The organism is Pseudomonas sp. P7779 (assembly GCF_013386315.1).
Taxonomy (GTDB): domain Bacteria; phylum Pseudomonadota; class Gammaproteobacteria; order Pseudomonadales; family Pseudomonadaceae; genus Aquipseudomonas.
This window is the reverse complement of record NZ_JACARZ010000107.1, coordinates 19608-42382: the sequence shown is the minus strand read 5'-3', so window position 1 is coordinate 42382 and position 22775 is coordinate 19608. Positions and strand designations below refer to the sequence as shown.

Below are 22775 nucleotides of genomic sequence, written 5' to 3'. Positions count from 1 at the left end.
TGGGGTGTTCGACAATTGGCCGTATTGGCTACGTGTGTTGGCTTGCCACCAATAGGTGACCGATCGGAGGCGGCAGGCTGTCCCGAACGGAGCTTGCTAAATCGCCAGGCGGTGGAGGTGTCGTAGCGGTAATAGGTGGCGTAGTTCATGGCGTGAGTCCTTTAAGTGTTCGGTGTGTGGCAAAAATAATAAGGGCTGAAAAAACAAAACCCCCGGTCGGGGAGCCGACCGGGGGTTAGATTTCTCTGGTAGGCGACCCCTTGAGTAGTGGGCGCCGATTTCAGGTATCAGGCGCGCCAGTGGCTAAACCAATACCCAAAATAAAAGCTGACCAGTGCGCTCAAACCGCTCACGCGGGCAGCCACGACCGAGCGCTGGGCGCTGGCAGCAGGGCAAACCTGGGTGTGGGTGAGTTGCAACATGGTGTGTCTCCAAATGATGGGGGGAGCTTAACTGAGGCGAGCGGGTGGATTCAATCAGTAATTTCTATTGAGGTTGGGTACTTACGGCTATGACCCAAGTGTCGATATGCTGCACGGACTTCACGATGATTGCCTGGATGCGACCATGACGGCCTTGACGATTGCTGCTGCCCAATCCATTTCCATTGCGGGCGACGTACCCGGAAATATCGCGCGTCACTTGGCTTTCATGCGCGTGGCGGCGGAGCACGGCGTGCAGTTGCTGGTGTTTCCGGAACTGTCCCTGACCGGCTATGAACCGTCACTGGCCGCCGGGCTGGCGATCGCGCCCGGCGATGAAGCGCTGGCGCCGCTGCGGGAGATGGCCCGTGAATTGCGCATTACCGCGGTGGTGGGCATGCCGATTCGCCTGGGGGGCGCCAGTGAGGTGTTGATCGGTGCGCTGGTGCTGGGGCCGGATGGCTCGGTGGCGGTCTATACCAAGCAGCATCTGCATCCCGGTGAAGGCGTGGCGTTTGCTGCGGGGCAGGGCGGGGCGGCCCTTGAATGGGGGGACGACCGGATCGCCCTGGCGGTATGCGCGGATTTTTCCCACGCCAGCCACCCTCGACAGGCTGCCGAGGACGGGGCGAACATCTACGCTGCGGGTGTGCTGATCAGCGAAGGCGGCTACGCGCCGGACACCGCCTTGCTACAGGGCTATGCCGCCGAGCACCGGATGCTGGTGCTGATGGCCAACCACGGCGGTCCATCCGGTGGCTGGGCCTGCGCCGGGCGCAGCGCAATCTGGGGCGCCGACGGTGGTTTGATCGCCGCTAGCCCGGGTGTAGGCGATACGCTGGTGATTGCACGACGCGACACCGGCGGCCAGTGGCAGGGAGAACAGGTGGCAATCTAGGGAGTTCAGGCACATGGCGTTTCAACTGCAGGCCGCGACCAGCCAACACCTGGCCTTCGCCCGGACCCTGACCCACCAGGCCATGGGTAATTATTATCGCCAATACGACTTGTCGTGGTCCGATGCCGGTTTCGATACCGCCTGGGCCGGACGAGAAAGCTGGCTGATCTGTCGCGATAACGAGGTGCTGGGTTTCATCAGCATCAGTCGTGACCCCAAGGCACTGTATATTCGCGAGCTGCACATCCTTGAGGCGTTTCGTCATCAAGGGGCTGGCGGCTGGGTTATCGAGCAGATGGTGTACAAGGCGCGCGCGCAAGGGCTGGGTCTTTTACGGTTGACCGTTTTCAAGACCAACCCGGCGCGAAGGCTCTATCAGCGCAAGGGCCTGGAAATCGTTGGAGCGGAGGATTGCTTCTGGCGCATGGAGCGCAATTGCCGGCCGTGATCGGGTGTGAGTACTGCCAATTTTGGGAAAACAGGCACTTGGTTTTAATAAGCGCATACTGACTTCAAGAAATGACTTCCTGATCTTGCCTTACGGTTTCTTCCTCCGTCGGAATGATCCCGTCTTTCATGCCCAACAGGACCGCCACCTTATGGGCTTCTCCACGTCGTCCCTTTTTGCGCCCAGCGAGCACTTGATAGGTGGTAGCCGGGTCCACGCCATGCTCCCGGGCGAATGCTTGAACAGATTTTCCTTGGTGTTCAAGCCAAGCCTTGGCTTGTGCAGCCGTGCGAATTCCGGGCATAGTTCAAAACCGTTCAAGTTTGTTTAACAAAGAGATGAGAGTGTCACCTCTTGGGGTGTGCCAAATAGGATCATACATCCAAATGAGTGGAATCGGTTCGCGGTTACGGCAAGAAAGAGAGCGACTTGGCCTGTCGCAGAAAACTTTTGGTGAAATAGGAGGCGTGGAAGCCAACGCGCAAGGCAAATATGAAAGTGGTGGTCGGGCGCCCAAGGCGGACTATCTGTCACGGGTAGCTGAAAGAGGTGTCGATATCCTGTACGTGCTGACGGGCACGTCTACTCCTATTCAATTGGATAACCTTAGCCAGCTGGAGGAAAAAGTCCTGGGCAATTACCGGGCAATGTTAAAGGAAGATCAAGATGCAATCCGGCGGTTGACCACTACGCTGGCCGAGCATTCAGCTTCATTGAATGGAAAAACAAAGCTCCCCCTCCAGGAATCCTGACCTTTTTCTCAGGAAATTCGGCCGCCTACCGCCCGGTAGACGGCCATTGTTCATTGAAACTCTATATATATGACGCTTGCGGCTAGGTCTGCGCCGTGGTTTTTTGCTAAGGTGTTCAGCAACCTATAAGACCATATCGCGAGGTGTCTGCTTGATTAGGGTGCTAGTAGTCGATGACCATGATCTCGTTCGTACAGGCATTACACGAATGCTGGCTGACATCGATGGCCTGCAAGTAGTCGGCCAGGCCGAGTCAGGGGAGGAATCCCTGATCAAGGCCCGGGAGTTGAAGCCCGATGTGGTTTTGATGGACGTCAAGATGCCCGGGATCGGCGGTCTTGGCGCCACTACGAAGTTGTTGCGCAGCCATCCGGATATTAAAGTCGTGGTAGTGACCGTGTGTGAGGAAGATCCTTTTCCTACACGGTTGCTACAAGCGGGCGCTGCCGGCTATCTGACCAAGGGCGCGGGCCTGGCGGAAATGGTCCAGGCCATTCGCCTGGTGTTTGCCGGCCAACGCTACATCAGCCCGCAGATTGCCCAGCAGTTGGCGATCAAGTCGTTCCAGCCCACCAGCGACTCGCCGTTCGATGCGCTGTCGGAGCGGGAAATCCAGATCGCCCTGATGATTGTCGGCTGTCAGAAAGTCCAGTCGATCTCCGACAAGCTGTGTCTGTCGCCGAAAACCGTGAACACCTACCGTTATCGGATTTTCGAAAAGCTTTCCATCAGCAGTGATGTTGAATTGACCCTGCTGGCGGTACGCCACGGCATGGTAGACGCCAGCGCCTGAAATGACAGCCTCTGAAATTAAAGTGCTGTTCGATCCGAGTGCGTTCCTTGCAACCTGCAGTGGCCGTCCTGGCGTGTATCGCATGTTCGACAGCGAAGCGCGCCTGCTCTACGTCGGTAAAGCCAAGAATCTGAAAAGCCGCCTGGCGAGTTACTTCCGCAAGACCGGCCTGGCAACGAAGACGGCGGCACTGGTGGCGCGTATCGCCCAGGTGGAAACCACCATCACCGCCAATGAAACCGAGGCGCTGCTGCTTGAGCAGACGCTGATCAAGGAATGGCGGCCGCCCTACAACATCCTGCTGCGTGACGATAAGTCCTACCCGTACGTGTTTCTCTCGGACGGCGACTTTCCGCGCCTGAGCATCCATCGCGGCGCCAAGAAGCAGAAGGGCAAGTACTTCGGGCCTTACCCCAGCGCCGGCGCCATCCGCGAAAGCCTGAGCCTGCTGCAAAAGGCGTTTTTCGTGCGCCAGTGCGAAGACAGTTTCTACAAGAACCGCAACCGCCCGTGCCTGCAGTACCAGATCAAGCGCTGCAAGGCGCCGTGCGTGGGCCTGGTTGAGCCTGCGGAATATGCCGAGGACGTGCGTCACTCGGTGATGTTCCTCGAAGGCCGCAGCAATGCCCTGGCCGATGAGCTGTCCGGCGCCATGGAGCAAGCGGCCAGCACCCTGGATTTCGAGCGCGCCGCAGAGCTACGCGACCAGATCTCCCTGCTGCGTCGCGTGCAGGACCAGCAGAGCATGGAGGGCGGCACCGGTGACGTCGACGTCATCGCCGCCTTCGTCAACCCGGGCGGCGCCTGTGTGCACCTGATCAGCGTGCGCGGCGGCCGGGTGCTGGGCAGCAAGAACTTCTTCCCCCAGACCGGTATAGAAGAGGAGGTCGCCGAAGTCATGGCGGCGTTCCTCGGCCAGTACTACGTCAGCAGCCCCGAGCGCGACCTGCCGAGCGAACTGATCGTCAACGTGGTGCACGAGGACTTCCCGGCGCTGATCGAAGCGATTCACGAACTGCGTGGCCGCGAGCTGGACATCAGCCACCGCGTGCGCGGCACCCGTGCGCGCTGGCAGCAGTTGGCCGTGACCAACGCCGAACAGGCCCTGGGCGCACGCCTGGCCAACCGCCAGCACGTCGCCGCGCGATTTGACGCCCTGGCCGAAGTGCTCAAGCTCGACGAGCCGCCCCAGCGCCTGGAGTGCTACGACATCAGCCACTCCAGCGGCGAGGCCACCGTGGCTTCCTGCGTGGTGTTCGGGCCGGAAGGGCCGATCAAGTCCGATTACCGGCGCTACAACATCGAAGGCGTCACCCCGGGCGATGACTACGCCGCCATGCACCAGGCCCTGACCCGCCGCTTCAGCAAACTGAAGGACGGCGAGGGCAAGCTGCCGGACATCCTGCTGGTGGATGGTGGCAAGGGCCAGCTGTCCATGGCCCGCGACGTACTCAACGAACTGGCGGTACCCGACCTGATCCTGCTCGGCGTGGCCAAGGGTGCCACCCGCAAGGCCGGTTTTGAAACCTTGTACTTGAATGATGCAGCCCATGAGTTCACCTTGAAGGGCGACTCCCCGGCGCTGCACCTTATCCAGCAGATCCGCGACGAAGCCCACCGTTTCGCCATCACCGGCCACCGTGCCCGACGTGGCAAAACCCGGCGTACCTCAACCCTGGAAGGGGTGGCAGGGGTCGGGCCGACACGGCGGCGGGACTTGTTAAAACATTTTGGTGGCTTGCAGGAGCTGTCCCGTGCCAGCATCGAAGAAATAGCCAAAGCTCCCGGTATCAGTAAAAAGCTCGCAGAGTTGATTTATGCAAATCTGCACAGCGAGTAGAATGCCTTCTCACCTCGTAGCCAGTTGTGCCGATGAATATCCCTAATCTGATCACCGTACTACGCGTCCTGCTCATACCGATTTTCATATTGCTGTTTTACCTGCCGTACGAATGGAGCTACATGGCATCCAGTTCGGTGTTTGCCTTCGCAGCCGCCACCGACTGGCTGGACGGTTACCTGGCCCGTCGCCTGGAACAGAGCACGCCGTTTGGCGCGTTCCTGGACCCGGTGGCCGACAAACTGATGGTAGCGGTCGCCCTGGTGCTGCTGGTGCAGGAACACGGCAACCTGTGGCTGACGTTGCCGGCGGCCGTGATCATCGGTCGCGAGATCGTGGTCTCCGCCCTGCGGGAGTGGATGGCCGAAATCGGCGCCCGAGCCCACGTGGCCGTGTCCAACATGGGCAAATGGAAAACTGCGGCGCAGATGCTTGCCCTGGTGATCCTGCTGGCCAACCCGTCGGATTTCTCCTTCTGGGTATTGCTGGGCTATGCCTTGCTGCTGATCGCTGCGGGCCTGACCTTGTGGTCCATGCTGCAATATTTGCGCGCCGCCTGGCCGCATCTGCGCACCGAGGTTGAAAAGAAATAAAACTTTTTTGAATCAAGGGGTTGACGGGTGATGAGGATTCTATAGAATGCGCATCACCAAGACGCGGGAATAGCTCAGTTGGTAGAGCACGACCTTGCCAAGGTCGGGGTCGCGAGTTCGAGTCTCGTTTCCCGCTCCAAACACAAAGAAAAAGCCACTCAATAGAGTGGCTTTTTTTTGCCTGTCATTTAAGGAATAGACGCTTCGGCGTCTTTTTTCGTTTCTACGCAAAACTACTGAAATCCGTCTCCAGCCACTTTTTTTAGTACATTTTTGAGTACATGGAATACGGGCAGTGGGCACAGCGGTTTTTGGGCGGAGCACCCCGGTCCGGCATCGTATACATCTCCTCGACCCGAAGCACTTGCCGCATTCCCGCCACCCGAAACAACAACGCCGGCAAGTGCCGGCGCTGTGTGCGGTTCAGGCATTACCCTCAGCGAAATGCCGGCACCACGTGCTTGATAAACAGCTCAAGGGATTTTTTCTTCTCCGCGTGGGGCAAGCTGTTATCACACCAGAAGCTGAACTCGTCCACACCCAGCTCCTGGTAGTACTGGATGCGCGGGATGATTTCTTCAGGCGTGCCAATCATTGCGGTCTTGTGCAGGCTTTCCAGTTCAAACTCCGGACGCCCGGCGAATTTTTCTTCCGGGCTCGGGTCAAGGAAGCCGTTGACCGGCACGGTCTTGTTGCCGAACCAGGCATCAAAGGTGCGATAGAATCGGGCGATTGCCTTGGCCCCGACTTTCCAGCCGTCAGGGTCGTCTACCGCGTGCACGTGGGTGTGACGCAACACCATCAGTTGTGGGCGTGGCACATCCGGGTTGTTGTCCAGGGCAGCCTGGAATTTATTTTTCAGGTCGAGGACTTCTTCGTCGCCCTTCATCAACGGCGTGACCATCACGTTGCAGCCATTAGCTACCGCAAAGTTATGCGAGTCCGGGTCGCGTGCGGCAATCCACATCGGCGGGTTGGGCTGCTGGATCGGCTTGGGCACGCTGGTGGAGGTGGGGAACTTCCAGATGTCGCCGTCATGGGCATAGTCGCCTTTCCACAACGCACGTACCACCGGCACCATCTCGCGCAGCGCCTGGCCGCCGGATGAGGCGGGCATGCCGCCGGCCATGCGGTCGAACTCCACCTGGTAGGCACCACGGGCCAGGCCGACTTCCATGCGTCCGTTACTGATCACGTCGAGCAGCGCGCATTCGCCTGCCACCCGCAGTGGGTGCCAGAACGGCGCGATGATGGTACCGGCGCCCAGGTGAATGGTGGTGGTTTTGGCCGCGAGGTAAGCCAGCAGCGGCATCGGGCTGGGCGAGATGGTGTATTCCATGGCGTGGTGTTCGCCAATCCAGACGGTGCTGAAACCACCGGCTTCCGCCATCAGGGTCAGTTCGGTCAAGTCTTCGAACAACTGGCGATGGCTGACACTTTCATCCCAGCGTTCCATGTGCACGAACAGGGAAAATTTCATGACGCTTACCTCGGATCTATTGTGATCGGCCTGTCGACTGCGGGCCCTTAGGTGCTCTCGCCAATGTGAAGCTTGCCAGTGATGAAGGCTATTCGGCGGATTGATTGTTGGTATACCATAATACGGAATATCTGCAAAACTTTTCTCTCCAGCGGTCGCACATTCACTTCACAAGGAAGGCGAGCTAGATGAACATAAAACAAAAATTGATCCTGGCCTTTGCGGTGATCGCCAGCCTGCCAGTCATTCTGGTGGCAGTGATGATCATCCTCAACGTGCGCCATGAGGCACGGGACGGCTTTATCGACGGCAGCGAACGCGAGATTCGCCAAGTCGACAATGCCATGCAATTGTTTTTTGAAGGTATCAGTCAGAACGTCGCCTACCTGGCGGCGCATCCGCAGTTGCAAAGTATCAACGGCGATGTGAAACGCTATCTGGCCAGCGACGCCGCCCAAGTCGCACTCGGCGAGCGCGATCAGCAGTTGTTCAAGCTGTTCGAGGGCCTGGCCAAGAGTCATTCGGCCTACACCTACCTGTCACTGGGTACTGAAGATGGCGGCTATGTATTCTGGCCGGGTGACCCGAAGCTGGCGAGCTACGACCCGCGCACCCGGCCCTGGTACAAGACGGCCATGGCGCAACCGGGCAAGACCCTGCGCACCGAGGCGTATTACTGGGCCGCCGATGACGTGGTGCTGGTCAGTACGGTGCGAAGCTTCAATGACCGCCAGGGCAACGCGAGCGGGGTGGTGAACATCGATGTTTCCCTCAAGCAACTGACCGACCTGGTCAAACAGATCAAGCTGGGTGACAGCGGCTACCTGATGTTGATGGAAGCCAATAACACCGTGTTGGTGGACCCGAATGACCCGTCTCACAACTTCAAGAAACTTAGTGAGTTGGGCGAGGGTTACCGGCAGTTGAGCGAGGCTGGGCAGGGCCTGGTGCAGGTCGAGTTGGCAGGCGAGCGCTACATGGCGTTTGTCTGGCCGTCCAGGGCATTGGGCTGGCGGTTTGTCGGGGTGGTGCGGGAAAGTGAAGTGATGGCCGGCGCGGCGCGCCTGACCTGGCTGATCGCGGCGATCGCCCTGGTGTGTGCCGTGTTGTTTGCAGTGGTGGGCGCCTGGTTTGCCGGGCTGATCGTCAAGCCGATTCGTGGTGTGGCCAGCGGCCTGGAAGGCATCGCCCAGGGCGAAGGAGACCTGACGGCGCGCCTGCCGGTAAAAGGGCGAGACGAGACGGCACAACTGGCCGGCTGGTTCAACCAGTTCCTCGAAGCGATCCGCACGCTGATCCAGCGCATCGGCCAGGCGGCCGGGCAGATCCACAGCAGTTCGGGGAGTGCCATGGAGGTCTCGGTGGAAATGGCTGAGGTCGCCTCACGCCAACGGGAGGCCGTGGACATGGTGTCCACCGCGTTTCATGAGATGGTCGCCACCTCCAATGAAGTCGCGCGCTCCTGCAGCCAGGCCGCCGACTCTGCCGACAACGGACAGCGCCAGGCGCACACCGGCCAGCAGCAGATCGACGCAGCAGTGAGCAGCGTAGGGCGCCTGAGTGAGGAAATCGGCCACTCCGCCCAGTCCATGGAGCAACTGGAAAAAGACAGCAACGACATCCAGTCGATACTCGGCACCATCCGCTCCATCGCCGAACAGACCAACCTGCTGGCGCTGAACGCTGCCATCGAAGCCGCCCGAGCCGGTGAACAGGGGCGTGGTTTTGCCGTGGTGGCAGACGAAGTGCGGGCCCTGGCCAAGCGTACTTCGGACTCCACCGGCGAGATCGACGGGCTGCTGGGCAACCTCGCCCGGCGTACCCATCAGATGGGTAAACAAATGCATGCCAGCCTGGAGGTGTCCCAGGAAACGGTGGTGTCGATCAACGACGCACGGGCCAGTTTTGGGTTGATTCGCGAGTCGGTGGACGTGATCCGCGACATGAATACGCAAATCGCAACGGCTGCCGAAGAGCAGCACCAGGTGGCTGAAGACATCAATCGGCACATCAGCCAGATTCACGGGGATGCACAGTTGGTGGCGAGCCTGGCTGATTCCACGCGCCAGGATGCGCAGCAATTGACGACGTTGTCTCAGACGTTGAATCAGTTGGTCAGCCGCTTCCGCACCTGACCGGTGGGCGCCCGGGCTGCCGGGCGCCTGCAACGGTAACGATCAGGCAATGGCGGGCAGGGCGCCCATCTTGCCGTGGCAATACACCAGTGGCCCGGCGTTCTGCCGGGGCACGATCAGGTTCTTCACCGCACCGACCATGATTGCATGGTCACCGCCTTCATACTCACGCCACAACTCGCACTCGATCACCGCCGTGGCATTGGCGAGGATCGGGTTGCCCAGTTCACTCAACGTCCATTCGATGCCCTGCGCCTTGTCTTTGCCCTTGCGCGCAAAAGCATAGGCTTCGCTTTGCTGCCCACCGGACAGCACATGAATGGCAAAGCGCTGGTTCTTGATCAGCACCGGATAGGAGTCGGAACTGTAGTTGGGGCAGAACAGCACCAGGGCCGGCTCCATGGACAACGAGCTGAACGCACTGGCGGTAAGTCCGACTATCTGCCCGTCATCATCGAGCGTGGTGATCACGGTGACTCCGGACGGAAACGAACCCATCACTTGTTTGTAGATGGCGGCATCGATCATGGGACGGTCCTCGTAGGGTGAAGCGGATTTTATAGATTTGTAGGTATGATGGTATACCGTAATACAATCTAATCAAGGGCTTTTTCAGGCGGCCGATGAACGTTGACCTTTGGTCTTATAGCCAATGAATACGGGGGTTAGCCCGCTGAATGAAGAGGGGCCGTGTGGCACAATAGCGGATCAGATGCGTGCCAGGACTACGGATCAGTCTTGTGAAAATGTTGGAATACCATAATATGGTGTTCGTATGGGGGTGGCCAGAGAGCTCCCCCGGTTTGGCGTCAAACAACTATAAGATCAGACAAACGCGAGTTCATTTCCATGCCCCAGATGTCCCGGCAAGATCCCCTGATCGAGAATCACACGGTCGATTACGTACCCTTCGCGGAGCGCCATGGAAAGGCCCGCGACCTGTTCACCCTATGGTTCAGCACCAACATTGCACCGCTGCCCATCGTCACCGGCGCTATGGTGACTCAGGTGTTCCATCTCAACCTGGTGTGGGGGCTGCTGGCGATTGCCCTCGGGCACATGCTCGGCGGTATTGTCATTGCCCTCGCGTCGGCCCAGGGCCCGCGCATGGGCATCCCGCAGATGGTGCAGAGCCGGGGTCAGTTCGGGCGCTACGGAGCGCTGCTGATCGTTTTCTTCGCGGCCCTGATCTACATTGGCTTTTTCATCTCCAACATTGTGCTGGCGGGCAAGTCCATCGTCGGCATCGTGCCGTCGGTACCGGTGCCGGCCAGCATCCTGATCGGCGCGCTCAGCGCCACGGCCATTGGCGTGATCGGCTATCGCTTTATCCATACCCTGAACCGCATCGGCACCTGGGTGATGGGCAGCGCATTGCTGGCGGGTTTCCTCTACATTTTTTCCCACGACCTGCCGGCAGACTTCCTCACCCGTGGCGGCTTCAATCCGGCCGGCTGGCTGGCGACGGTATCGTTGGGAGTGATCTGGCAGATCAGCTTCTCCCCCTATACCAGCGATTATTCGCGCTACCTGCCGGCTGATATCGGCATCACCCGACCCTTTGTCGCCACCTACCTGGGGGCCACTCTCGGCACCATTTTGTCGTTCTCCTTTGGCTTGGTCGCCGCCCTGGCGACACCCGAAGGCACTGAGGCGATGGTCGCGGTCAAGCAAGCCACCGGCTGGCTGGGGTCGATCCTGATGGTGCTGTTTCTGCTCAATATCATCAGCCACAACGCCCTGAATCTGTATGGTGCGGTGCTGTCGATCATCTCCTCGATCCAGACCTTCGCCAGCCAGTGGACACCCGGCATCAAAGTGCGTGTGGTGCTGTCCAGCGTGGTGCTGGCCGGATGCTGCGTGGTGGCATTGGGCGCGTCGGCGGACTTCATCTCGCAATTTATCGGCCTGATCCTTGCGCTGCTATTGGTGCTGGTGCCGTGGGCGTCGATCAACCTGATCGATTTCTACATCATCAAGCGTGGCGCCTATGACATTGCGTCGATCTTTCAGGCGGACGGCGGGGTTTACGGACGCTTTAACCTGCATGCGATCGTGGCGTATTTCATCGGCATCATCGTGCAACTGCCGTTTGCCAATACGTCGCTGTACGTGGGGCCATGGGCCAATCTGGTAGAGGGCGCAGACCTGTCGTGGCTGGTGGGGTTGGTGGTGACGTGTCCGCTGTATTACTGCCTGGCGACGCGCGAGCATAGCCGGAAGATGAGGACGGTAAAGTTGGGCTATACCGACTGATCATCGAATGAACTGAAATGCCCGGCCAATGCCGGGCATTTTTTTTATCTGCAGTTAAGGCCTGCCGATGCAGCCGTATCCTTGTAGCAAGCTGGCTTGATGATCAATGACATCCGGCCAGGTCCAATGTTAGCAGGCAAAAAAAGGCCGCCACAACCCGACGTTGTGGCGGCCCAAGGGTGACTCAATGGGCGCCGGCGGCCTTGTTCAGATCGCTTTCAGCCCATGCGGTATAGACGCAAGCATCCGCCGTGGCCCAGCGCACGCGCACCGGGTCGCCGGCCTTGAGTGGCATGCCCGCAGCAGACAACGCCTTGACTGTCATCGAGGTGCCGCCAAGGGTTTTCACGGTGCAGGTCTGGCTTTCGCCGAGGAACAGCACCTCGCCTACAATCGCTGACACCTCATTCCAACCCGCCGCCAATGCCTGCTCGGTAGCTTGCTCGACACTCAGCGCCAAGGCTTTTTCCGGGCGTACCATCAACAGCACCTCCTGCTCGGTTTGCAAGCCGCTGGTCAGGCGGATCGACAGCGATTGGCCTTCAAACGATGCCACCGCATTCCCCTGCGCCTTGAGCTTGAGGAAGTTGGAGTTACCGAGGAACGAGGCTACAAACGCATTTGGCGGGTTCTGGTACAGGTCGTAGCCACTGCCCAGGCCGACAATCTTGCCGTGGCTGAAAATCGCGATGCGCTGGGACAGGCGCATGGCTTCTTCTTGGTCGTGGGTTACGTAGACGATGGTTATGCCCAGGCGCCGATGTAATTGGCGCAGTTCGTCCTGCAGGTCTTCACGCAGTTTTTTGTCGAGGGCGCCGAGGGGTTCGTCCATCAGCAGGATGCGCGGCTCGTACACCAGCGCCCGCGCGATGGCGACGCGTTGCTGCTGGCCGCCGGAGAGTTGCGAAGGGCGGCGATGGGCAAATTGCTCAAGCTGCACCAGCTTGAGCATGGCGTCGACGCGCTTCTCGCGCTCGGCGCTGGCCAGTTTGCGAATCGCCAGGGGGAAGGCGATGTTGTCGCGCACCGACAAATGCGGGAACAGCGAGTAACGTTGGAACACCATGCCGATGTCGCGTTTGTGCGGCGGCACATTGACCAGGGATTGGCCGCTCACCAGGATCTCGCCGCTGCTTGGCGTTTCAAAGCCTGCGAGCATCGACAGGGTGGTGCTTTTGCCAGAGCCGCTGGAGCCGAGGAAGGTCAGGAATTCGCCGTCCTTGATGTCCAGCGAGATGTTATCCACGGCGGCAAATTCACCGTAGTACTTGTTCAGGTTGCGCAAGCTGACCAGGGGTTGGCCATGGTTTTGCGCGGTATCTTGGATCACTGCACTCATGTCTTGCTCCTGGGCGCTCAAGCGCGGGTTTCTGTGCGCCGGCGAAGGGCGGCGGCGATGACCATGACGAGCACCGAGAGGCCGATCAGCAACGTCGAGGCGACGGCAATCACAGGCGTCAGGTCCTGGCGCAGGGTGGTCCACATTTTTACGGGAAGGGTTTGCAGGGTCGGGCTGGCCATCATCACGCTGAGCACCACTTCGTCCCATGAGACGAGAAAGGCGAACAACGCGCCGGCCACCATTCCCGGGCGAATCGCCGGGAATGTCACCTTGAATACGGCCTGCAGGCGCGATGCGCCGCAGATCACCGCCGCATCTTCAATCGATTGGTCGAACAGCTTGAGCGAGTTGATGATCGAGATAATGGTGAACGGCAGCGCGACAATCACATGGCTCACTACAAAGGCGAACATCGTGCCGGTATAGCCGAGCTTGAGGAACAGTGCGTACACCGCCACCGCGATGATCACCAACGGCACGATCATCGGCAGGGTGAACAGGCCGTAGAGCAACTCGCGGCCAGGAAATCGCCCACGCACCAGGGCAAATGCGGTGGGCAGGCCCAGCGCCACGGCGAACACGGTGGTCAGTACCGCAACCTTGAGGCTCGCTACCGCCGCGTTCATCCAGTCGGCATTGGAGAAGAACTGGCCGTACCATTTCAGCGTCCAGCCCGGTGGCGGGAACACCAGCCATTGGGACGAGCCGAACGACAGCAACACGATGAACACGATCGGCAACAGCAAGAACAGGCCAATCATGCCGGTGGTGGTGTAGAGGCCCAGGCGCATCCTGCGGCTCATGGCATTGGAAGTCAGGAGCATGACGGCTTACCTCGCGTTGCTGGCGCCAACCGGGGATTCCGGCTGAAGCTTCAGGTAGAAGTAGAACAGCACCAGCGTGATAAAGATCAGCAATGCGGCGCCGGCACTCGCCAGGCCCCAGTTGAGGAACGACTGCACCTGCTGGATGATGAACTCAGGCAGCATCATGTTCTGCGCGCCGCCGAGCAGCGCCGGGGTGACGTAGTAACCGAGGGACATCACAAACACCATCAAGCCGCCGGAAAACAACCCCGGTCGGCACAGCGGCAGGAACACCCGGAAGAAGTTGGTCCAAGGGCTGGCACCGCAGATGGAGCCGGCCTGCAGGATCATCGGGTCGATGGCCTGCATGGTTGCCTGCAATGGCAGCACAATGAACGGGATCATGATGTAGCTCATACCGATCACCACGCCGGTCAGGTTGTGCACCATCTCCAGCGGCTGGTCGATGATGCCCATCGCCATCAGTGCCTTGTTGATCACCCCGGAGGCTTGCAGCAATACCAGCCATGAATAGGTGCGGGCGAGCAGGCTGGTCCACATCGACAGCAGCACGATGTTCAGGATCCAGCGCCCCCAGCCGCGTGGTACCAGGGTAATCACCCAGGCCAGCGGGAAGCCCAGCAACAGGCTGAACAGGGTCACCAGGCCGGCCACCGAAAAGGTATTGAGCAGTACCCGGGCGTATGCCGAGTTAGCGAACAGTTGCTCATAGTTGCCAAGGCCCGGTACGGGCTCCAGCACGCCGCGCAGCAACAGGCCGATCAGCGGCGCGAGGAAGAACAGGCCGAGGAACAGCAGCGCCGGGATCAGGTTGCTCGACCCCCGCCAGCGCTGCGCCAGGGATGGCGCACCTGGTTTGCAGGAAACTGCGCCAGCAACGCCGAGGGCGCTCCCGGTCGGCGTGGTTGCCGTCATTTTCATTTGACTAGCCATTCATTCCACCGTGTCGCAATGGCCGGACCGTTCTTGGCCCAGTAGGCGAAATCGAGGGTGATCTGGTCCTTGGCATACGCCGTCGGCAGGTTGGGCGCCAGCACTGAGTCCAGGCGCTGCACACTGTCGATGTTCACCGGTGCATAAGCGGTCAGGTTAGAGAAGTCGGCCTGGCCCTTGGCGCTGCTGGCACTGGCCAGGAACTTCATCGCCGCGCCTTTGTTTTTGCTGCCTTTAGGCACGACCAGGATGTCCGCCATCACCAGATTCTGTTTCCAGCTTACGCCTACGGGTGCGCCATCTTCCTGCAGGGCATGAATGCGGCCGTTCCAGAACTGACCCATGCTGACTTCGCCCGAGGCCAGCAGTTGCTGGGACTGTGCGCCGCCGCCCCACCAGACGATGTCTTTCTTGATGGTGTCGAGTTTCTTGAAGGCGCGGTCCAGGTCCAGGGGGTAGAGCTTGTCGGCTGGAACGCCGTCAGCCAGCAGCGCCAGTTCGAGCACGCCAGGGCTTGGCCATTTGTAGAGGGCACGTTTGCCGGGGTAGGTTTTGGTGTCGAACAGCGCGGCCCAGTCCTGTGGCTTGCCAGCGCCGAGCTTGCCCTCGTTGTAGCCGAGTACGAAGGAGAAGAAAAACGAGCCGACGCCATGGTCGGAGACAAACCGCGGGTCGATCTTGTCGCGCTGGATCACCGAAAAATCCAGGGGTTCGAGCAGCCCTTCAGCGGCGGCGCGCAAGGCGAAGTCAGCCTCCACGTCTACCACGTCCCACTGCACGTTGCCGCTCTCGACCATGGCCTTGAGCTTGCCATAGTCGGTGGGACCGTCCTGCACCACAGTGATCCCGCTGGCCTTGCTGAAAGGATCGGCCCACGCCTGCTTTTGCGCATCCTGGGTGCTACCGCCCCAGCTCACGAAATTGACGCTTTCGGCCGCCAGGGCCGCGTGAGTGGCCGTGGCCAGCAAACCCGCGAACAGCATCGCGGTTGCACGTTTGTTCAACACCATTTTCACGCCCTCATTTGTTTTGTTATTGAGCGGGCCTGGTAATGCCCGCCTATCGGGAGCAGTAGGTCTCTCGAAGCCTCTATTGCGAAGCCTCAAAAGTCGACCGTACCAAGGCTTGTTACTGGCGCTATCCCTGGCATGCGCAATTGGCAAAAGTACTCGGTCGATGGAATATCATATTATGGTATTCCAAGCTTTGTGCAAGCACTTTGCCTTACCGGTTATCCGTCATTCGGTGAACGGAATGCTCTCCACCACCTCCAGGTCGTAGCCTGTCAGCCCGGCGTATTTCAGCGGAGGGCCAAGGTGGCGCAGCTTGCAGACGCCAAGGTCCTGCAATATCTGCGCGCCGGTGCCGACTTCCGAATAGATCCGCGACTGCGAACGGCTGAACTGGCGCGGCGTCTGGGTCAACTGCGGGACGCGTTCGAGCAGGGCCTGGGAGGATTCATGATTGGCCAGCACCACCACCACGCCGCTGCCTTCTGCCGCGACGCGTTGCAGGGCGGCCCATAAGGTCCAGTTGGAGGGGCCGCTATACTCGGCGCCCACCAGGTCGCGCAGCGGGTCGATCACGTGCACGCGCACCAGGGCGGGCGTGTCGCGGTGTAACTGCCCCATGACCATCGCCATGTGCACGCCGCCATCAATGCGGTCCTCAAAGGTGATCAGGCGGAACGTGCCGTGCACTGTGGGCAGGTCGCGCTCGCCGATGCGCACTACGGTGCGCTCGGTACTGAGGCGGTAGTGGATCAGATCGGCGATGGTGCCGATCTTGATCCCATGCTTGTGCGCGAACACCTCAAGGTCAGGGCGACGTGCCATGGTGCCGTCATCGTTCATCACTTCGACGATCACCGAGGCTGGTGTGTGCCCGGCCAGGCGCGCCAGGTCGCAACCGGCTTCGGTGTGCCCGGCGCGCGTCAACACGCCGCCATCCTTGGCGCGCAACGGGAAAATATGCCCCGGTTGCACGATGTCGGCCGGCCCCGCATCGGCATTCACGGCCGCGGCCACCGTGCGCGCCCGGTCGGCGGCGGAGATGCCGGTGGTCACGCCGGTGGCGGCTTCGATGGACACGGTAAACGCGGTGCTGAACACGCTGCCATTGCTCGGCACCATCTGCTGCAGGCCGAGGCGCTGGCAGTGTTCGTCGGTGAGGGTCAGGCAAATCAGGCCACGCGCTTCCCGGGCCATGAAGCTGATAGTCTCGGCGGTGCAGCACACCGCGGGCAGCAACAGGTCGCCTTCGTTCTCCCGATCCTCGTCGTCCACCAGGAGCACCATTTTGCCTTGGCGGTAGTCTTCGATGATGTCTGCGATGTTGTTGAAAGACATGGTGGCTGCTCGATTTATTGGTTGTATGTATTATGGTATACCACAAAACCAAGCAAGAGGATGTCACGATGAAGGCTTACTGGATTGCCCATGTAAATGTGTCCGATGCAGAGCAGTACACGCAGTACACCCAGCGCGCGCCTGCGGCCTTCGCGAAGTTTGGCGGGCGCTTCCTGGCCAGGGGCGGGCGCAGCGCCGCGATGGAAGGCGGGCCTGCCAGGCAACGTAATGTGGTGATCGAGTTCGACAGCTACGAGCAGGCGCTGGCCTGTTATGAGTCTGCGGAGTATCAGGAGGCAAAGGCGCGTCGTGAAGGGGCGGGCGAGGCGCAGATCATCATCGTGGAAGGGCTGGTGCCTTAGGGGTATCAGGCATACACCACATTTTTGATCCGTGTCGGGTCTGACGATCAGCGGATGAAGTGAATCTTGCCGCTGTCGTCGTTACCGATGTAGATGCCATACACCCCAGCCTGGCGTTCCTCGATATAACGCTCGAGGATCTGCCGGATCGCCGGGTAGTAGATGCTGTCCCAGGGAATGTCCTCGGGCGCGAAGAACTTGTAGTCGAGGGTCTCCGGCCCGAACTGGCCGGTGATCTGCAGCGCGATGGCGCGGAAGATGATGTACACCTCGCTGATCTTCGGCACGCTGAAAATCGAGTAGGGCGAGAGGATCTCCGCGCGTACGCCGCTTTCTTCCCAGACTTCGCGTAGTGCGGCCTGTTCAGTGGTTTCGCCACCTTCCATGAAGCCGGCCGGCAGCGTCCAGGTGCCAGGACGCGGCGGGATGGCCCGCTGGCAAAGCAGATATTTGCCGTCCTGCTCGATGATGCAGCCGGCGATAATCTTCGGGTTGATGTAGTGGATGTAGCCGCAGCCCCGGCACATCAGGCGCTCATGGGTATCACCCGGTGGCAGCTGGTGACCGAGGTCACTGCTGCCACATGTCGGGCAAAAACTGGGGCTGGGCATGGTCAGTGACCTATGCGCGGTTCTTTGAGGGCGATGGGCAGTGTGATCTCGGGGATCTTGCCGGTCTCTTCCTGCTTGCGCTTGAGGTAATCCAGGGCCACGGCGGCGGCGGCGCGCACGTGGTCGACACAGGCCTGGTGGGCGGCGAGCGGGTCGCCGCTCTTGATCGCCTGGACCATACGCTCCATTTCCTGGTTGCTGGTACCGCGACGGTTTTCCTGGGATACCGAGGTCGCGCGCAAGTAGCTGATACGTGCCTGCAACTGACGCAGTTGGGTGGCCGCCACGTGGTTGCCGGAGCCTTCGAGCAACACGTCGTAGAATCCTTGTACCGAATCAATGACCTGTTGCAGCTCACCGTCCTTGAGGGCCTTGCGGTTTTCCTCGAGGGCTTTTTCCAGTGCCTTGATGTCCTTGGCCTTGGCGCGCAGGGTGAACAACTGCACGATCAAGCCTTCGAGCACGCAACGCAGTTCATAGATGTCGACGGCATCGGCCAGGGTGATGATCGCCACTTGCGGGCCCTTGGCATCGGCGAACTCCACCAGGCCTTCGGACTCCAGGTGGCGCAAGGCTTCGCGCACCGAGGTGCGGCTGACGCCGAGGCGGTCGCAAAGGTCGCGTTCCACCAGGCGGTCACCCGGCAGCAGTTGGAAGTTCATGATGGCGCTGCGCAGTTTTGCCAGCACGATTTCGCGCAGGGTGACCGGGTTGTGATTGACCTTGAAGCTGTCGTCGAGTGGCAGGCGTTTCATGGGGGCTGCTCTGAATGTTGCGGTTAACTGGAGGCCTCGGCGTCGGTTTCGGCGAAGGCTTCACGGGCCAGTCGGAAACTGTCCACGGCGGCGGGAACCCCGCAATAAATGCCGACCTGAAGCAGAATTTCGCGTATTTGTTCACGACTCAGCCCGTTACGCAAGGCGCCGCGCACGTGCAGCTTGAGTTCATGGGGCCGATTGAGGGCCGAAATCATCGCCAAGTTTATCATGCTGCGTTCTTTAAGCGACAAACCCTCACGGCCCCACACATGGCCCCAGCAGTATTCGGTGACCATCTCCTGCAGGGGGCGAGTGAAGTCGTCGGCGTTCTCGATCGAACGTTGCACATAGGCTTCGCCCAGCACTTGCGTACGGATTTTCAGGCCCCGTTGGTACTTGTCGTCGCTCATCAATCAGCTCCTCAGGCCAGGGTGGGCAGCGGGCCCAGCTTGCCCTTGTGGTAGATCATCGGTGTGACCGGTTGCTCGGGCAGGATCAGGTTTTTCACCGCTCCGACGATGATCGCGTGATCGCCACCGTCGTATTCGCGCCACAACTCGCACTCGATGATCGCCGTGGCCTTGGCCAGCAGCGGATTGCCCAGTTCGCTCAAGTGCCACTCGATGCCCTTGGCCTTTTCCTTCCCCTTGCTGGCAAAGGCATAGGCTTCGGCGGTCTGGTCGGCGGACAGCAAATGAATCGCAAAGCGCTTGCTGTCGCGCAGGATCGGATAGGTGTCCGATGCATAGTTGGGGCAGAACAGGACCAGTGCCGGGTCGATCGACAGCGCACTGAATGCGCTGGCGGTGATGCCGACGATGCCGCCATCCGGGTCGAGGGTAGTGACGACCGTCACCCCGGACGGGAATGAACTCATGACGTCTTTGTAAATGCCGGGTTCGATCATGGTCGGGGTCTCTTAACGCATCACAAAAGGATCAGGCATGGGCGCCTGGGAAAGGTTGATCCACACCGTCTTCAGCTCGGTGTAAGCCAGTACTGAATCGATGCCACTTTCACGTCCATAGCCGCTGTTCTTGAAGCCGCCAATGGGCGCCATGGCCGAGACGGCGCGGTAGGTGTTGACCCAGATAATCCCCGAACGCACGTCGCGGGCCAGGCGGTGGGCACGACCGAGGTCGCGGGTCCAGATGCCGGCGGCGAGGCCGAACTGAGAGTCGTTGGCGATGGCCAGGGCTTCGGCTTCGTCCTTGAAACGGATGACCGAGGCCACTGGGCCGAACACTTCTTCCTGCATGATCTTCATCGAGTTGCGGTCGCACTCGAACAGGGTCGGCTCATAGAACCAGCCTTCGCCCAGGTTCTGCGGACGCTTGCCACCGGTACGCAGGCGCGCACCTTCAGCGATGGCATCCGCCACCAGGCCTTCGACCACGGCCAGTTGCTGTGCGGTGGCCATGGGGCCCATTTCACTGGCGTCGTCCTGCGGGTTGCCGATGCGAATGCGTTTGGCGCGCTCTACCAGGCGCTCGACGAATTCGTCGTAGATTTCATCCTGCACCAGCAGGCGCGAGCCAGACACACAGCTTTGCCCCGACGCCGCGTATATCCCGGCAATCGCACCATTGATGGCGCTGTCGAGGTCGGCATCGGCAAAGATGATGTTCGGTGACTTGCCGCCCAGTTCCAGCGACAGCTTGGCGAAGTTCTCGGCGCTGCTGCGTACTACGTGCCGCGCCGTGGCTGCGCCGCCGGTAAAGGCGATCTTGCGCACCAAAGGGTGGCGGGTGAGGGCGGCGCCGGTGCTTGGGCCGTAGCCAGTCACCACATTGACCACGCCCGGCGGAATGCCAGCCTCCAGGGCCAGGCGCGCCAGTTCGAGGATGGTCGCCGAGGCGTGCTCCGACGGTTTGATCACGATGGTATTACCCGCTGCCAGGGCCGGCGCGAGTTTGATCGCGGTCAAGTACAGCGGGCTGTTCCATGGAATGATCGCGGCCACCACGCCCATGGCTTCGTGCACGGTGTAGGCGAAGAGGTCCGGCTTGTCCAGCGGCAGGGTGCCGCCCTCAAGCTTGTCGGCCAGGCCTGCCGTGTAATGGAAGAACTCCGGCAGGTAACTGACCTGACCGCGTGTCTCGCGGATCAGCTTGCCATTGTCGCGGCTTTCGAGCTGTGCCAGTTGTTCCTTGTTTTCGGCAATCAAATCTCCCAGGCGGCGCAGCAGTTTGCCCCGCGCGGTAGCGGTGAGGCCACGCCAGGCCGGGCTGTCGAAGGCGCTTTGCGCGGCCTGCACGGCGCGCTCCACATCCGTCTCGTCGGCGTCGGGCAGTTGCGCCCAGGGTTCGGCCAGGGCCGGGTTGAGGCTGTCGAAAGTCTTGCCGGACAGGGCATCGACCCATTCACCGCCGATGCACATCTGGAAGCGTGCGAGTGTCATGCAACGATCCCCTTTATTGGATTTTTTTGGGTGTACACCGTGTCAAGAAAGCCCAGCAGCAGTTGGTTGACCAGCCGCGGCGATTCCACTGGCATCATATGCCGTTGCTCGGCCAGCACTGCAACCGTCGCACCGGGAATGCGATCGGCCAGTTGCCGGGCCATCTCCGGGGTCGAGCCCGGGTCGAGTTCACCGGTGGCGACCAGGGTCGGCGTGCGCAAACCCTTGAGGTCGTCGGCGCGGTACATGTCCTGGGTCGCGAACAGCTCGTACGTGGTGAGGTAGCCCTGGGGGTCGTTGCCCGCCAGGGTTTCACGCAGCGCAGCGATCTGCGCCGGGTTGGCTGCCTGGTACTCGCGGCTGAACCAGCGTGACAGCGCGGCTTCGGCATTCGCATCCGGGCCATGCTCGGCGGCCTGGGCAGTGCGTGCGATCACCCCGGCACGCTGTTCGGCGCTGCGGTTGAACACACTGTTGAGCACCACCAGGCCTTGCAGGCGTTCGGGGTAATGCAAGGCAAACGCCCGCGCAACCAGGCCGCCCATGGAAAACCCGATCACCGTTGCCTGAGGCAGTTGCAGGTGGTCGAGCAGTTCCAGCAACTGGTCGGCATACCCCAGCAGCGGGGTGCCGGCAGCCGGGCGTGGGCTGGCGCCATGGCCCAGCATGTCATAGGTGATCACGCGATAATTCGTGGCCAGGCCAACGACTTGCCCGCCCCACATTTCTTTATTCAGGCCCACGCCGTGGATCAAAACCACAGGCTGGCCTTGGCCGGTCGCCAGATAACTGGTGCCAGCCGGGGTGCGATCAGCGGTGAGCTGAATCATGGAGCGCTCCTGCATGTTTTTTGTTTGGGTGACCGGTCTTGCTTACTGGGCTTTCTCGGCTGCCAGCTCTTCCAGGTCGATGTAACGGTTGCCGATGCGTGGGTGCAGGCGGCCGCCGTCGGCGCACCCAAGGACCACCACGATCTCGTCGGCACGCGGGGAATCTTCTATCTGCATTTCCAAGGTGATGTAGTGCGAGCGCAGCCCTTCGTCATCCTTGTGCATCATCGGGATTTGAATCGATGTGCCCGGGCCACCGCGCTTGTTGGTAAAACTCAGGTAGCTCTTGGCCTTGACCGCTTCGCGGTAGTGGTTGCCAAAGCGCAGGGTATGGATGATTGCCGAGGCGTGTTCGATTTCACCGTCGGCACCGACCACGGCGGCCTTGCCATAGGCTTCGATGTTGTCTGCACCACCGATAATGCCAATCAGGCGCTCCACCATCAGTGCGCCGAGATCCGAGCAGTTGGCACGGATTTCCGGTTTCAGGTCTTCGACAAAACCGCGACCCAGCCACGGGTTTTTCAGGACGACAGCCAGGCCCACCATAGTCACTGGCGTGTCGGAGGCCTTGCCGCCTTCAATAAAGGTTTCTTCTACATAGCTGACGATCTTGCGGATTTCAAAACTCATGGCTGCTCCACCTAGGTGCTGATTGGTTTGTGTATGATGGTATACCATAATACCGCAAGCGCAAGAGCTGCAAGCAAACTGAAGATGGGTTCGCGCGATAAAAGGTCGAGCGG

General features: G+C 60.4%; 25 protein-coding genes, 1 tRNA gene and 1 pseudogene. 11 read left to right on the top strand and 16 right to left on the bottom strand.

Annotation, left to right across the window (positions count from 1 at the left end; all coding sequences use genetic code 11):
- Positions 1 to 287: 287 nt before the first annotated feature.
- Positions 288 to 422: a hypothetical protein gene (locus tag HX869_RS31640; RefSeq protein ID WP_003208942.1), complete on the bottom strand. Its 135-nt coding sequence runs from the start codon at positions 420 to 422 to the stop codon at positions 288 to 290.
- Positions 423 to 567: 145 nt separating this feature from the next.
- Between HX869_RS31640 and HX869_RS26805 the strand changes: the two genes are divergently transcribed.
- Positions 568 to 1320 carry a carbon-nitrogen hydrolase family protein gene (locus tag HX869_RS26805; RefSeq protein WP_178903919.1) on the top strand — a complete coding sequence of 251 codons (753 nt, stop codon included), beginning with the start codon at positions 568 to 570 and terminating at the stop codon, positions 1318 to 1320.
- Between the two features lie 13 nt (positions 1321 to 1333).
- Positions 1334 to 1768: a GNAT family N-acetyltransferase gene (locus HX869_RS26800; protein ID WP_178903914.1), complete on the top strand. Its 435-nt coding sequence runs from the start codon at positions 1334 to 1336 to the stop codon at positions 1766 to 1768.
- Between the two features lie 64 nt (positions 1769 to 1832).
- Here HX869_RS26800 and HX869_RS26795 read toward each other — a convergent pair whose 3' ends face one another.
- On the bottom strand, positions 1833 to 2072 hold the full coding sequence (locus HX869_RS26795) for a DNA-binding protein (protein WP_177040174.1): 240 nt from the start codon (positions 2070 to 2072) through the stop codon (positions 1833 to 1835).
- A gap of 82 nt (positions 2073 to 2154) precedes the next feature.
- Here HX869_RS26795 and HX869_RS26790 point away from each other — a divergent pair, with 82 nt between their 5' ends.
- The 5 genes from HX869_RS26790 to HX869_RS26770 all read left to right on the top strand — a co-directional run bounded on the left by HX869_RS26790 (position 2155) and on the right by HX869_RS26770 (position 5885).
- Positions 2155 to 2520 (top strand): helix-turn-helix domain-containing protein, encoded by a 366-nt coding sequence (locus tag HX869_RS26790; RefSeq protein ID WP_177040175.1) that lies wholly within the window; start codon positions 2155 to 2157, stop codon positions 2518 to 2520.
- Positions 2521 to 2671: 151 nt separating this feature from the next.
- Positions 2672 to 3313 carry a UvrY/SirA/GacA family response regulator transcription factor gene (gene uvrY / locus HX869_RS26785; protein WP_008436066.1) on the top strand — a complete coding sequence of 214 codons (642 nt, stop codon included), beginning with the start codon at positions 2672 to 2674 and terminating at the stop codon, positions 3311 to 3313.
- A 1-nt stretch (position 3314) separates the two neighbouring features.
- On the top strand, positions 3315 to 5153 hold the full coding sequence (gene uvrC, locus HX869_RS26780) for an excinuclease ABC subunit UvrC (protein WP_218170317.1): 1839 nt from the start codon (positions 3315 to 3317) through the stop codon (positions 5151 to 5153).
- Positions 5154 to 5185: 32 nt separating this feature from the next.
- Positions 5186 to 5746, top strand: coding sequence for a CDP-diacylglycerol--glycerol-3-phosphate 3-phosphatidyltransferase (gene pgsA, locus HX869_RS26775; RefSeq protein WP_003208929.1), 561 nt, complete (start codon positions 5186 to 5188; stop codon positions 5744 to 5746).
- A 63-nt stretch (positions 5747 to 5809) separates the two neighbouring features.
- Positions 5810 to 5885 (top strand) — tRNA-Gly (locus HX869_RS26770).
- Between the two features lie 297 nt (positions 5886 to 6182).
- On the opposite strand, the gene HX869_RS26765 is transcribed toward HX869_RS26770, so the two are convergent.
- Positions 6183 to 7226, bottom strand: coding sequence for an LLM class flavin-dependent oxidoreductase (locus HX869_RS26765; RefSeq protein ID WP_102368697.1), 1044 nt, complete (start codon positions 7224 to 7226; stop codon positions 6183 to 6185).
- 188 nt (positions 7227 to 7414) lie between these two features.
- Here HX869_RS26765 and HX869_RS31895 point away from each other — a divergent pair.
- Both HX869_RS31895 and HX869_RS31890 read left to right on the top strand, forming a co-directional pair.
- Positions 7415 to 8503: pseudogene (locus HX869_RS31895) on the top strand (cache domain-containing protein); the annotation flags it as partial.
- A 72-nt stretch (positions 8504 to 8575) separates the two neighbouring features.
- Complete coding sequence (locus HX869_RS31890) at positions 8576 to 9361, top strand: methyl-accepting chemotaxis protein (protein WP_371132958.1); 786 nt, start codon at positions 8576 to 8578, stop codon at positions 9359 to 9361.
- A 42-nt stretch (positions 9362 to 9403) separates the two neighbouring features.
- On the opposite strand, the gene HX869_RS26755 is transcribed toward HX869_RS31890, so the two are convergent.
- A complete protein-coding gene (locus HX869_RS26755) occupies positions 9404 to 9889 on the bottom strand; it encodes a flavin reductase family protein (protein WP_087694309.1) in 486 nt (161 codons plus the stop codon).
- Positions 9890 to 10210: 321 nt separating this feature from the next.
- Between HX869_RS26755 and HX869_RS26750 the strand changes: the two genes are divergently transcribed.
- Positions 10211 to 11617, top strand: a complete 1407-nt coding sequence (locus HX869_RS26750; protein ID WP_178903913.1) for a cytosine permease — start codon at positions 10211 to 10213, stop codon at positions 11615 to 11617.
- 184 nt (positions 11618 to 11801) lie between these two features.
- On the opposite strand, the gene HX869_RS26745 is transcribed toward HX869_RS26750, so the two are convergent.
- The 5 genes from HX869_RS26745 to ribBA form a co-directional block, all read right to left on the bottom strand.
- Complete coding sequence (locus HX869_RS26745) at positions 11802 to 12956, bottom strand: ABC transporter ATP-binding protein (protein ID WP_087694307.1); 1155 nt, start codon at positions 12954 to 12956, stop codon at positions 11802 to 11804.
- 17 nt (positions 12957 to 12973) lie between these two features.
- Positions 12974 to 13783 (bottom strand): ABC transporter permease, encoded by an 810-nt coding sequence (locus tag HX869_RS26740; RefSeq protein ID WP_087694306.1) that lies wholly within the window; start codon positions 13781 to 13783, stop codon positions 12974 to 12976.
- A 6-nt stretch (positions 13784 to 13789) separates the two neighbouring features.
- Positions 13790 to 14707 (bottom strand): ABC transporter permease, encoded by a 918-nt coding sequence (locus tag HX869_RS26735; protein ID WP_168197505.1) that lies wholly within the window; start codon positions 14705 to 14707, stop codon positions 13790 to 13792.
- Positions 14704 to 15729: an ABC transporter substrate-binding protein gene (locus HX869_RS26730; protein WP_087694314.1), complete on the bottom strand. Its 1026-nt coding sequence runs from the start codon at positions 15727 to 15729 to the stop codon at positions 14704 to 14706. Before HX869_RS26730 ends, HX869_RS26735 begins: the two co-directional genes overlap by 4 nt.
- 228 nt (positions 15730 to 15957) lie before the next feature.
- Positions 15958 to 17067: a bifunctional 3,4-dihydroxy-2-butanone-4-phosphate synthase/GTP cyclohydrolase II gene (gene ribBA, locus HX869_RS26725; RefSeq protein WP_087694304.1), complete on the bottom strand. Its 1110-nt coding sequence runs from the start codon at positions 17065 to 17067 to the stop codon at positions 15958 to 15960.
- A gap of 68 nt (positions 17068 to 17135) precedes the next feature.
- On the opposite strand from ribBA, the gene HX869_RS26720 reads away from it, so the two are divergent.
- Positions 17136 to 17429, top strand: coding sequence for a DUF1330 domain-containing protein (locus tag HX869_RS26720; protein WP_087694313.1), 294 nt, complete (start codon positions 17136 to 17138; stop codon positions 17427 to 17429).
- Between the two features lie 47 nt (positions 17430 to 17476).
- Here the strand turns inward: HX869_RS26720 and HX869_RS26715 are convergent, their stop codons facing one another.
- Genes HX869_RS26715 through HX869_RS26685 form a run of 7 tightly spaced genes read right to left on the bottom strand, consistent with a single transcriptional unit; the run spans position 17477 to position 22662 of the window.
- Positions 17477 to 18040 (bottom strand): NUDIX hydrolase, encoded by a 564-nt coding sequence (locus HX869_RS26715; protein ID WP_087694303.1) that lies wholly within the window; start codon positions 18038 to 18040, stop codon positions 17477 to 17479.
- Positions 18041 to 18042: 2 nt separating this feature from the next.
- On the bottom strand, positions 18043 to 18795 hold the full coding sequence (locus HX869_RS26710; protein ID WP_087694302.1) for a GntR family transcriptional regulator: 753 nt from the start codon (positions 18793 to 18795) through the stop codon (positions 18043 to 18045).
- Between the two features lie 23 nt (positions 18796 to 18818).
- Positions 18819 to 19208 carry a carboxymuconolactone decarboxylase family protein gene (locus HX869_RS26705; RefSeq protein ID WP_087694301.1) on the bottom strand — a complete coding sequence of 130 codons (390 nt, stop codon included), beginning with the start codon at positions 19206 to 19208 and terminating at the stop codon, positions 18819 to 18821.
- 11 nt (positions 19209 to 19219) lie between these two features.
- Positions 19220 to 19705, bottom strand: coding sequence for a flavin reductase family protein (locus HX869_RS26700; RefSeq protein ID WP_010567340.1), 486 nt, complete (start codon positions 19703 to 19705; stop codon positions 19220 to 19222).
- Between the two features lie 12 nt (positions 19706 to 19717).
- Positions 19718 to 21199: an aldehyde dehydrogenase gene (locus tag HX869_RS26695; RefSeq protein WP_087694300.1), complete on the bottom strand. Its 1482-nt coding sequence runs from the start codon at positions 21197 to 21199 to the stop codon at positions 19718 to 19720.
- Positions 21196 to 22029: an alpha/beta fold hydrolase gene (locus HX869_RS26690; RefSeq protein WP_087694299.1), complete on the bottom strand. Its 834-nt coding sequence runs from the start codon at positions 22027 to 22029 to the stop codon at positions 21196 to 21198. The genes HX869_RS26695 and HX869_RS26690 overlap by 4 nt, the downstream gene beginning before the upstream one ends.
- 42 nt (positions 22030 to 22071) lie before the next feature.
- Positions 22072 to 22662: an amino acid synthesis family protein gene (locus HX869_RS26685; RefSeq protein WP_087694298.1), complete on the bottom strand. Its 591-nt coding sequence runs from the start codon at positions 22660 to 22662 to the stop codon at positions 22072 to 22074.
- Positions 22663 to 22775 lie beyond the last annotated feature (113 nt).

Coding starts and splice junctions, on each gene's coding strand:
- HX869_RS31640 (WP_003208942.1), bottom strand. CDS start 422: ATGTTGCAACTCACCCACACCCAGGTTTGCCCTGCTGCCAGCGCCCAG.
- HX869_RS26805 (WP_178903919.1), top strand. CDS start 568: ATGACGGCCTTGACGATTGCTGCTGCCCAATCCATTTCCATTGCGGGC.
- HX869_RS26800 (WP_178903914.1), top strand. CDS start 1,334: ATGGCGTTTCAACTGCAGGCCGCGACCAGCCAACACCTGGCCTTCGCC.
- HX869_RS26795 (WP_177040174.1), bottom strand. CDS start 2,072: ATGCCCGGAATTCGCACGGCTGCACAAGCCAAGGCTTGGCTTGAACAC.
- HX869_RS26790 (WP_177040175.1), top strand. CDS start 2,155: ATGAGTGGAATCGGTTCGCGGTTACGGCAAGAAAGAGAGCGACTTGGC.
- uvrC (WP_218170317.1), top strand. CDS start 3,315: ATGACAGCCTCTGAAATTAAAGTGCTGTTCGATCCGAGTGCGTTCCTT.
- pgsA (WP_003208929.1), top strand. CDS start 5,186: ATGAATATCCCTAATCTGATCACCGTACTACGCGTCCTGCTCATACCG.
- HX869_RS26765 (WP_102368697.1), bottom strand. CDS start 7,226: ATGAAATTTTCCCTGTTCGTGCACATGGAACGCTGGGATGAAAGTGTC.
- HX869_RS31890 (WP_371132958.1), top strand. CDS start 8,576: ATGGAGGTCTCGGTGGAAATGGCTGAGGTCGCCTCACGCCAACGGGAG.
- HX869_RS26755 (WP_087694309.1), bottom strand. CDS start 9,889: ATGATCGATGCCGCCATCTACAAACAAGTGATGGGTTCGTTTCCGTCC.
- HX869_RS26750 (WP_178903913.1), top strand. CDS start 10,211: ATGCCCCAGATGTCCCGGCAAGATCCCCTGATCGAGAATCACACGGTC.
- HX869_RS26745 (WP_087694307.1), bottom strand. CDS start 12,956: ATGAGTGCAGTGATCCAAGATACCGCGCAAAACCATGGCCAACCCCTG.
- HX869_RS26740 (WP_087694306.1), bottom strand. CDS start 13,783: ATGCTCCTGACTTCCAATGCCATGAGCCGCAGGATGCGCCTGGGCCTC.
- HX869_RS26735 (WP_168197505.1), bottom strand. CDS start 14,707: ATGAAAATGACGGCAACCACGCCGACCGGGAGCGCCCTCGGCGTTGCT.
- HX869_RS26730 (WP_087694314.1), bottom strand. CDS start 15,729: ATGGTGTTGAACAAACGTGCAACCGCGATGCTGTTCGCGGGTTTGCTG.
- ribBA (WP_087694304.1), bottom strand. CDS start 17,067: ATGTCTTTCAACAACATCGCAGACATCATCGAAGACTACCGCCAAGGC.
- HX869_RS26720 (WP_087694313.1), top strand. CDS start 17,136: ATGAAGGCTTACTGGATTGCCCATGTAAATGTGTCCGATGCAGAGCAG.
- HX869_RS26715 (WP_087694303.1), bottom strand. CDS start 18,040: ATGCCCAGCCCCAGTTTTTGCCCGACATGTGGCAGCAGTGACCTCGGT.
- HX869_RS26710 (WP_087694302.1), bottom strand. CDS start 18,795: ATGAAACGCCTGCCACTCGACGACAGCTTCAAGGTCAATCACAACCCG.
- HX869_RS26705 (WP_087694301.1), bottom strand. CDS start 19,208: ATGAGCGACGACAAGTACCAACGGGGCCTGAAAATCCGTACGCAAGTG.
- HX869_RS26700 (WP_010567340.1), bottom strand. CDS start 19,705: ATGATCGAACCCGGCATTTACAAAGACGTCATGAGTTCATTCCCGTCC.
- HX869_RS26695 (WP_087694300.1), bottom strand. CDS start 21,199: ATGACACTCGCACGCTTCCAGATGTGCATCGGCGGTGAATGGGTCGAT.
- HX869_RS26690 (WP_087694299.1), bottom strand. CDS start 22,029: ATGATTCAGCTCACCGCTGATCGCACCCCGGCTGGCACCAGTTATCTG.
- HX869_RS26685 (WP_087694298.1), bottom strand. CDS start 22,662: ATGAGTTTTGAAATCCGCAAGATCGTCAGCTATGTAGAAGAAACCTTT.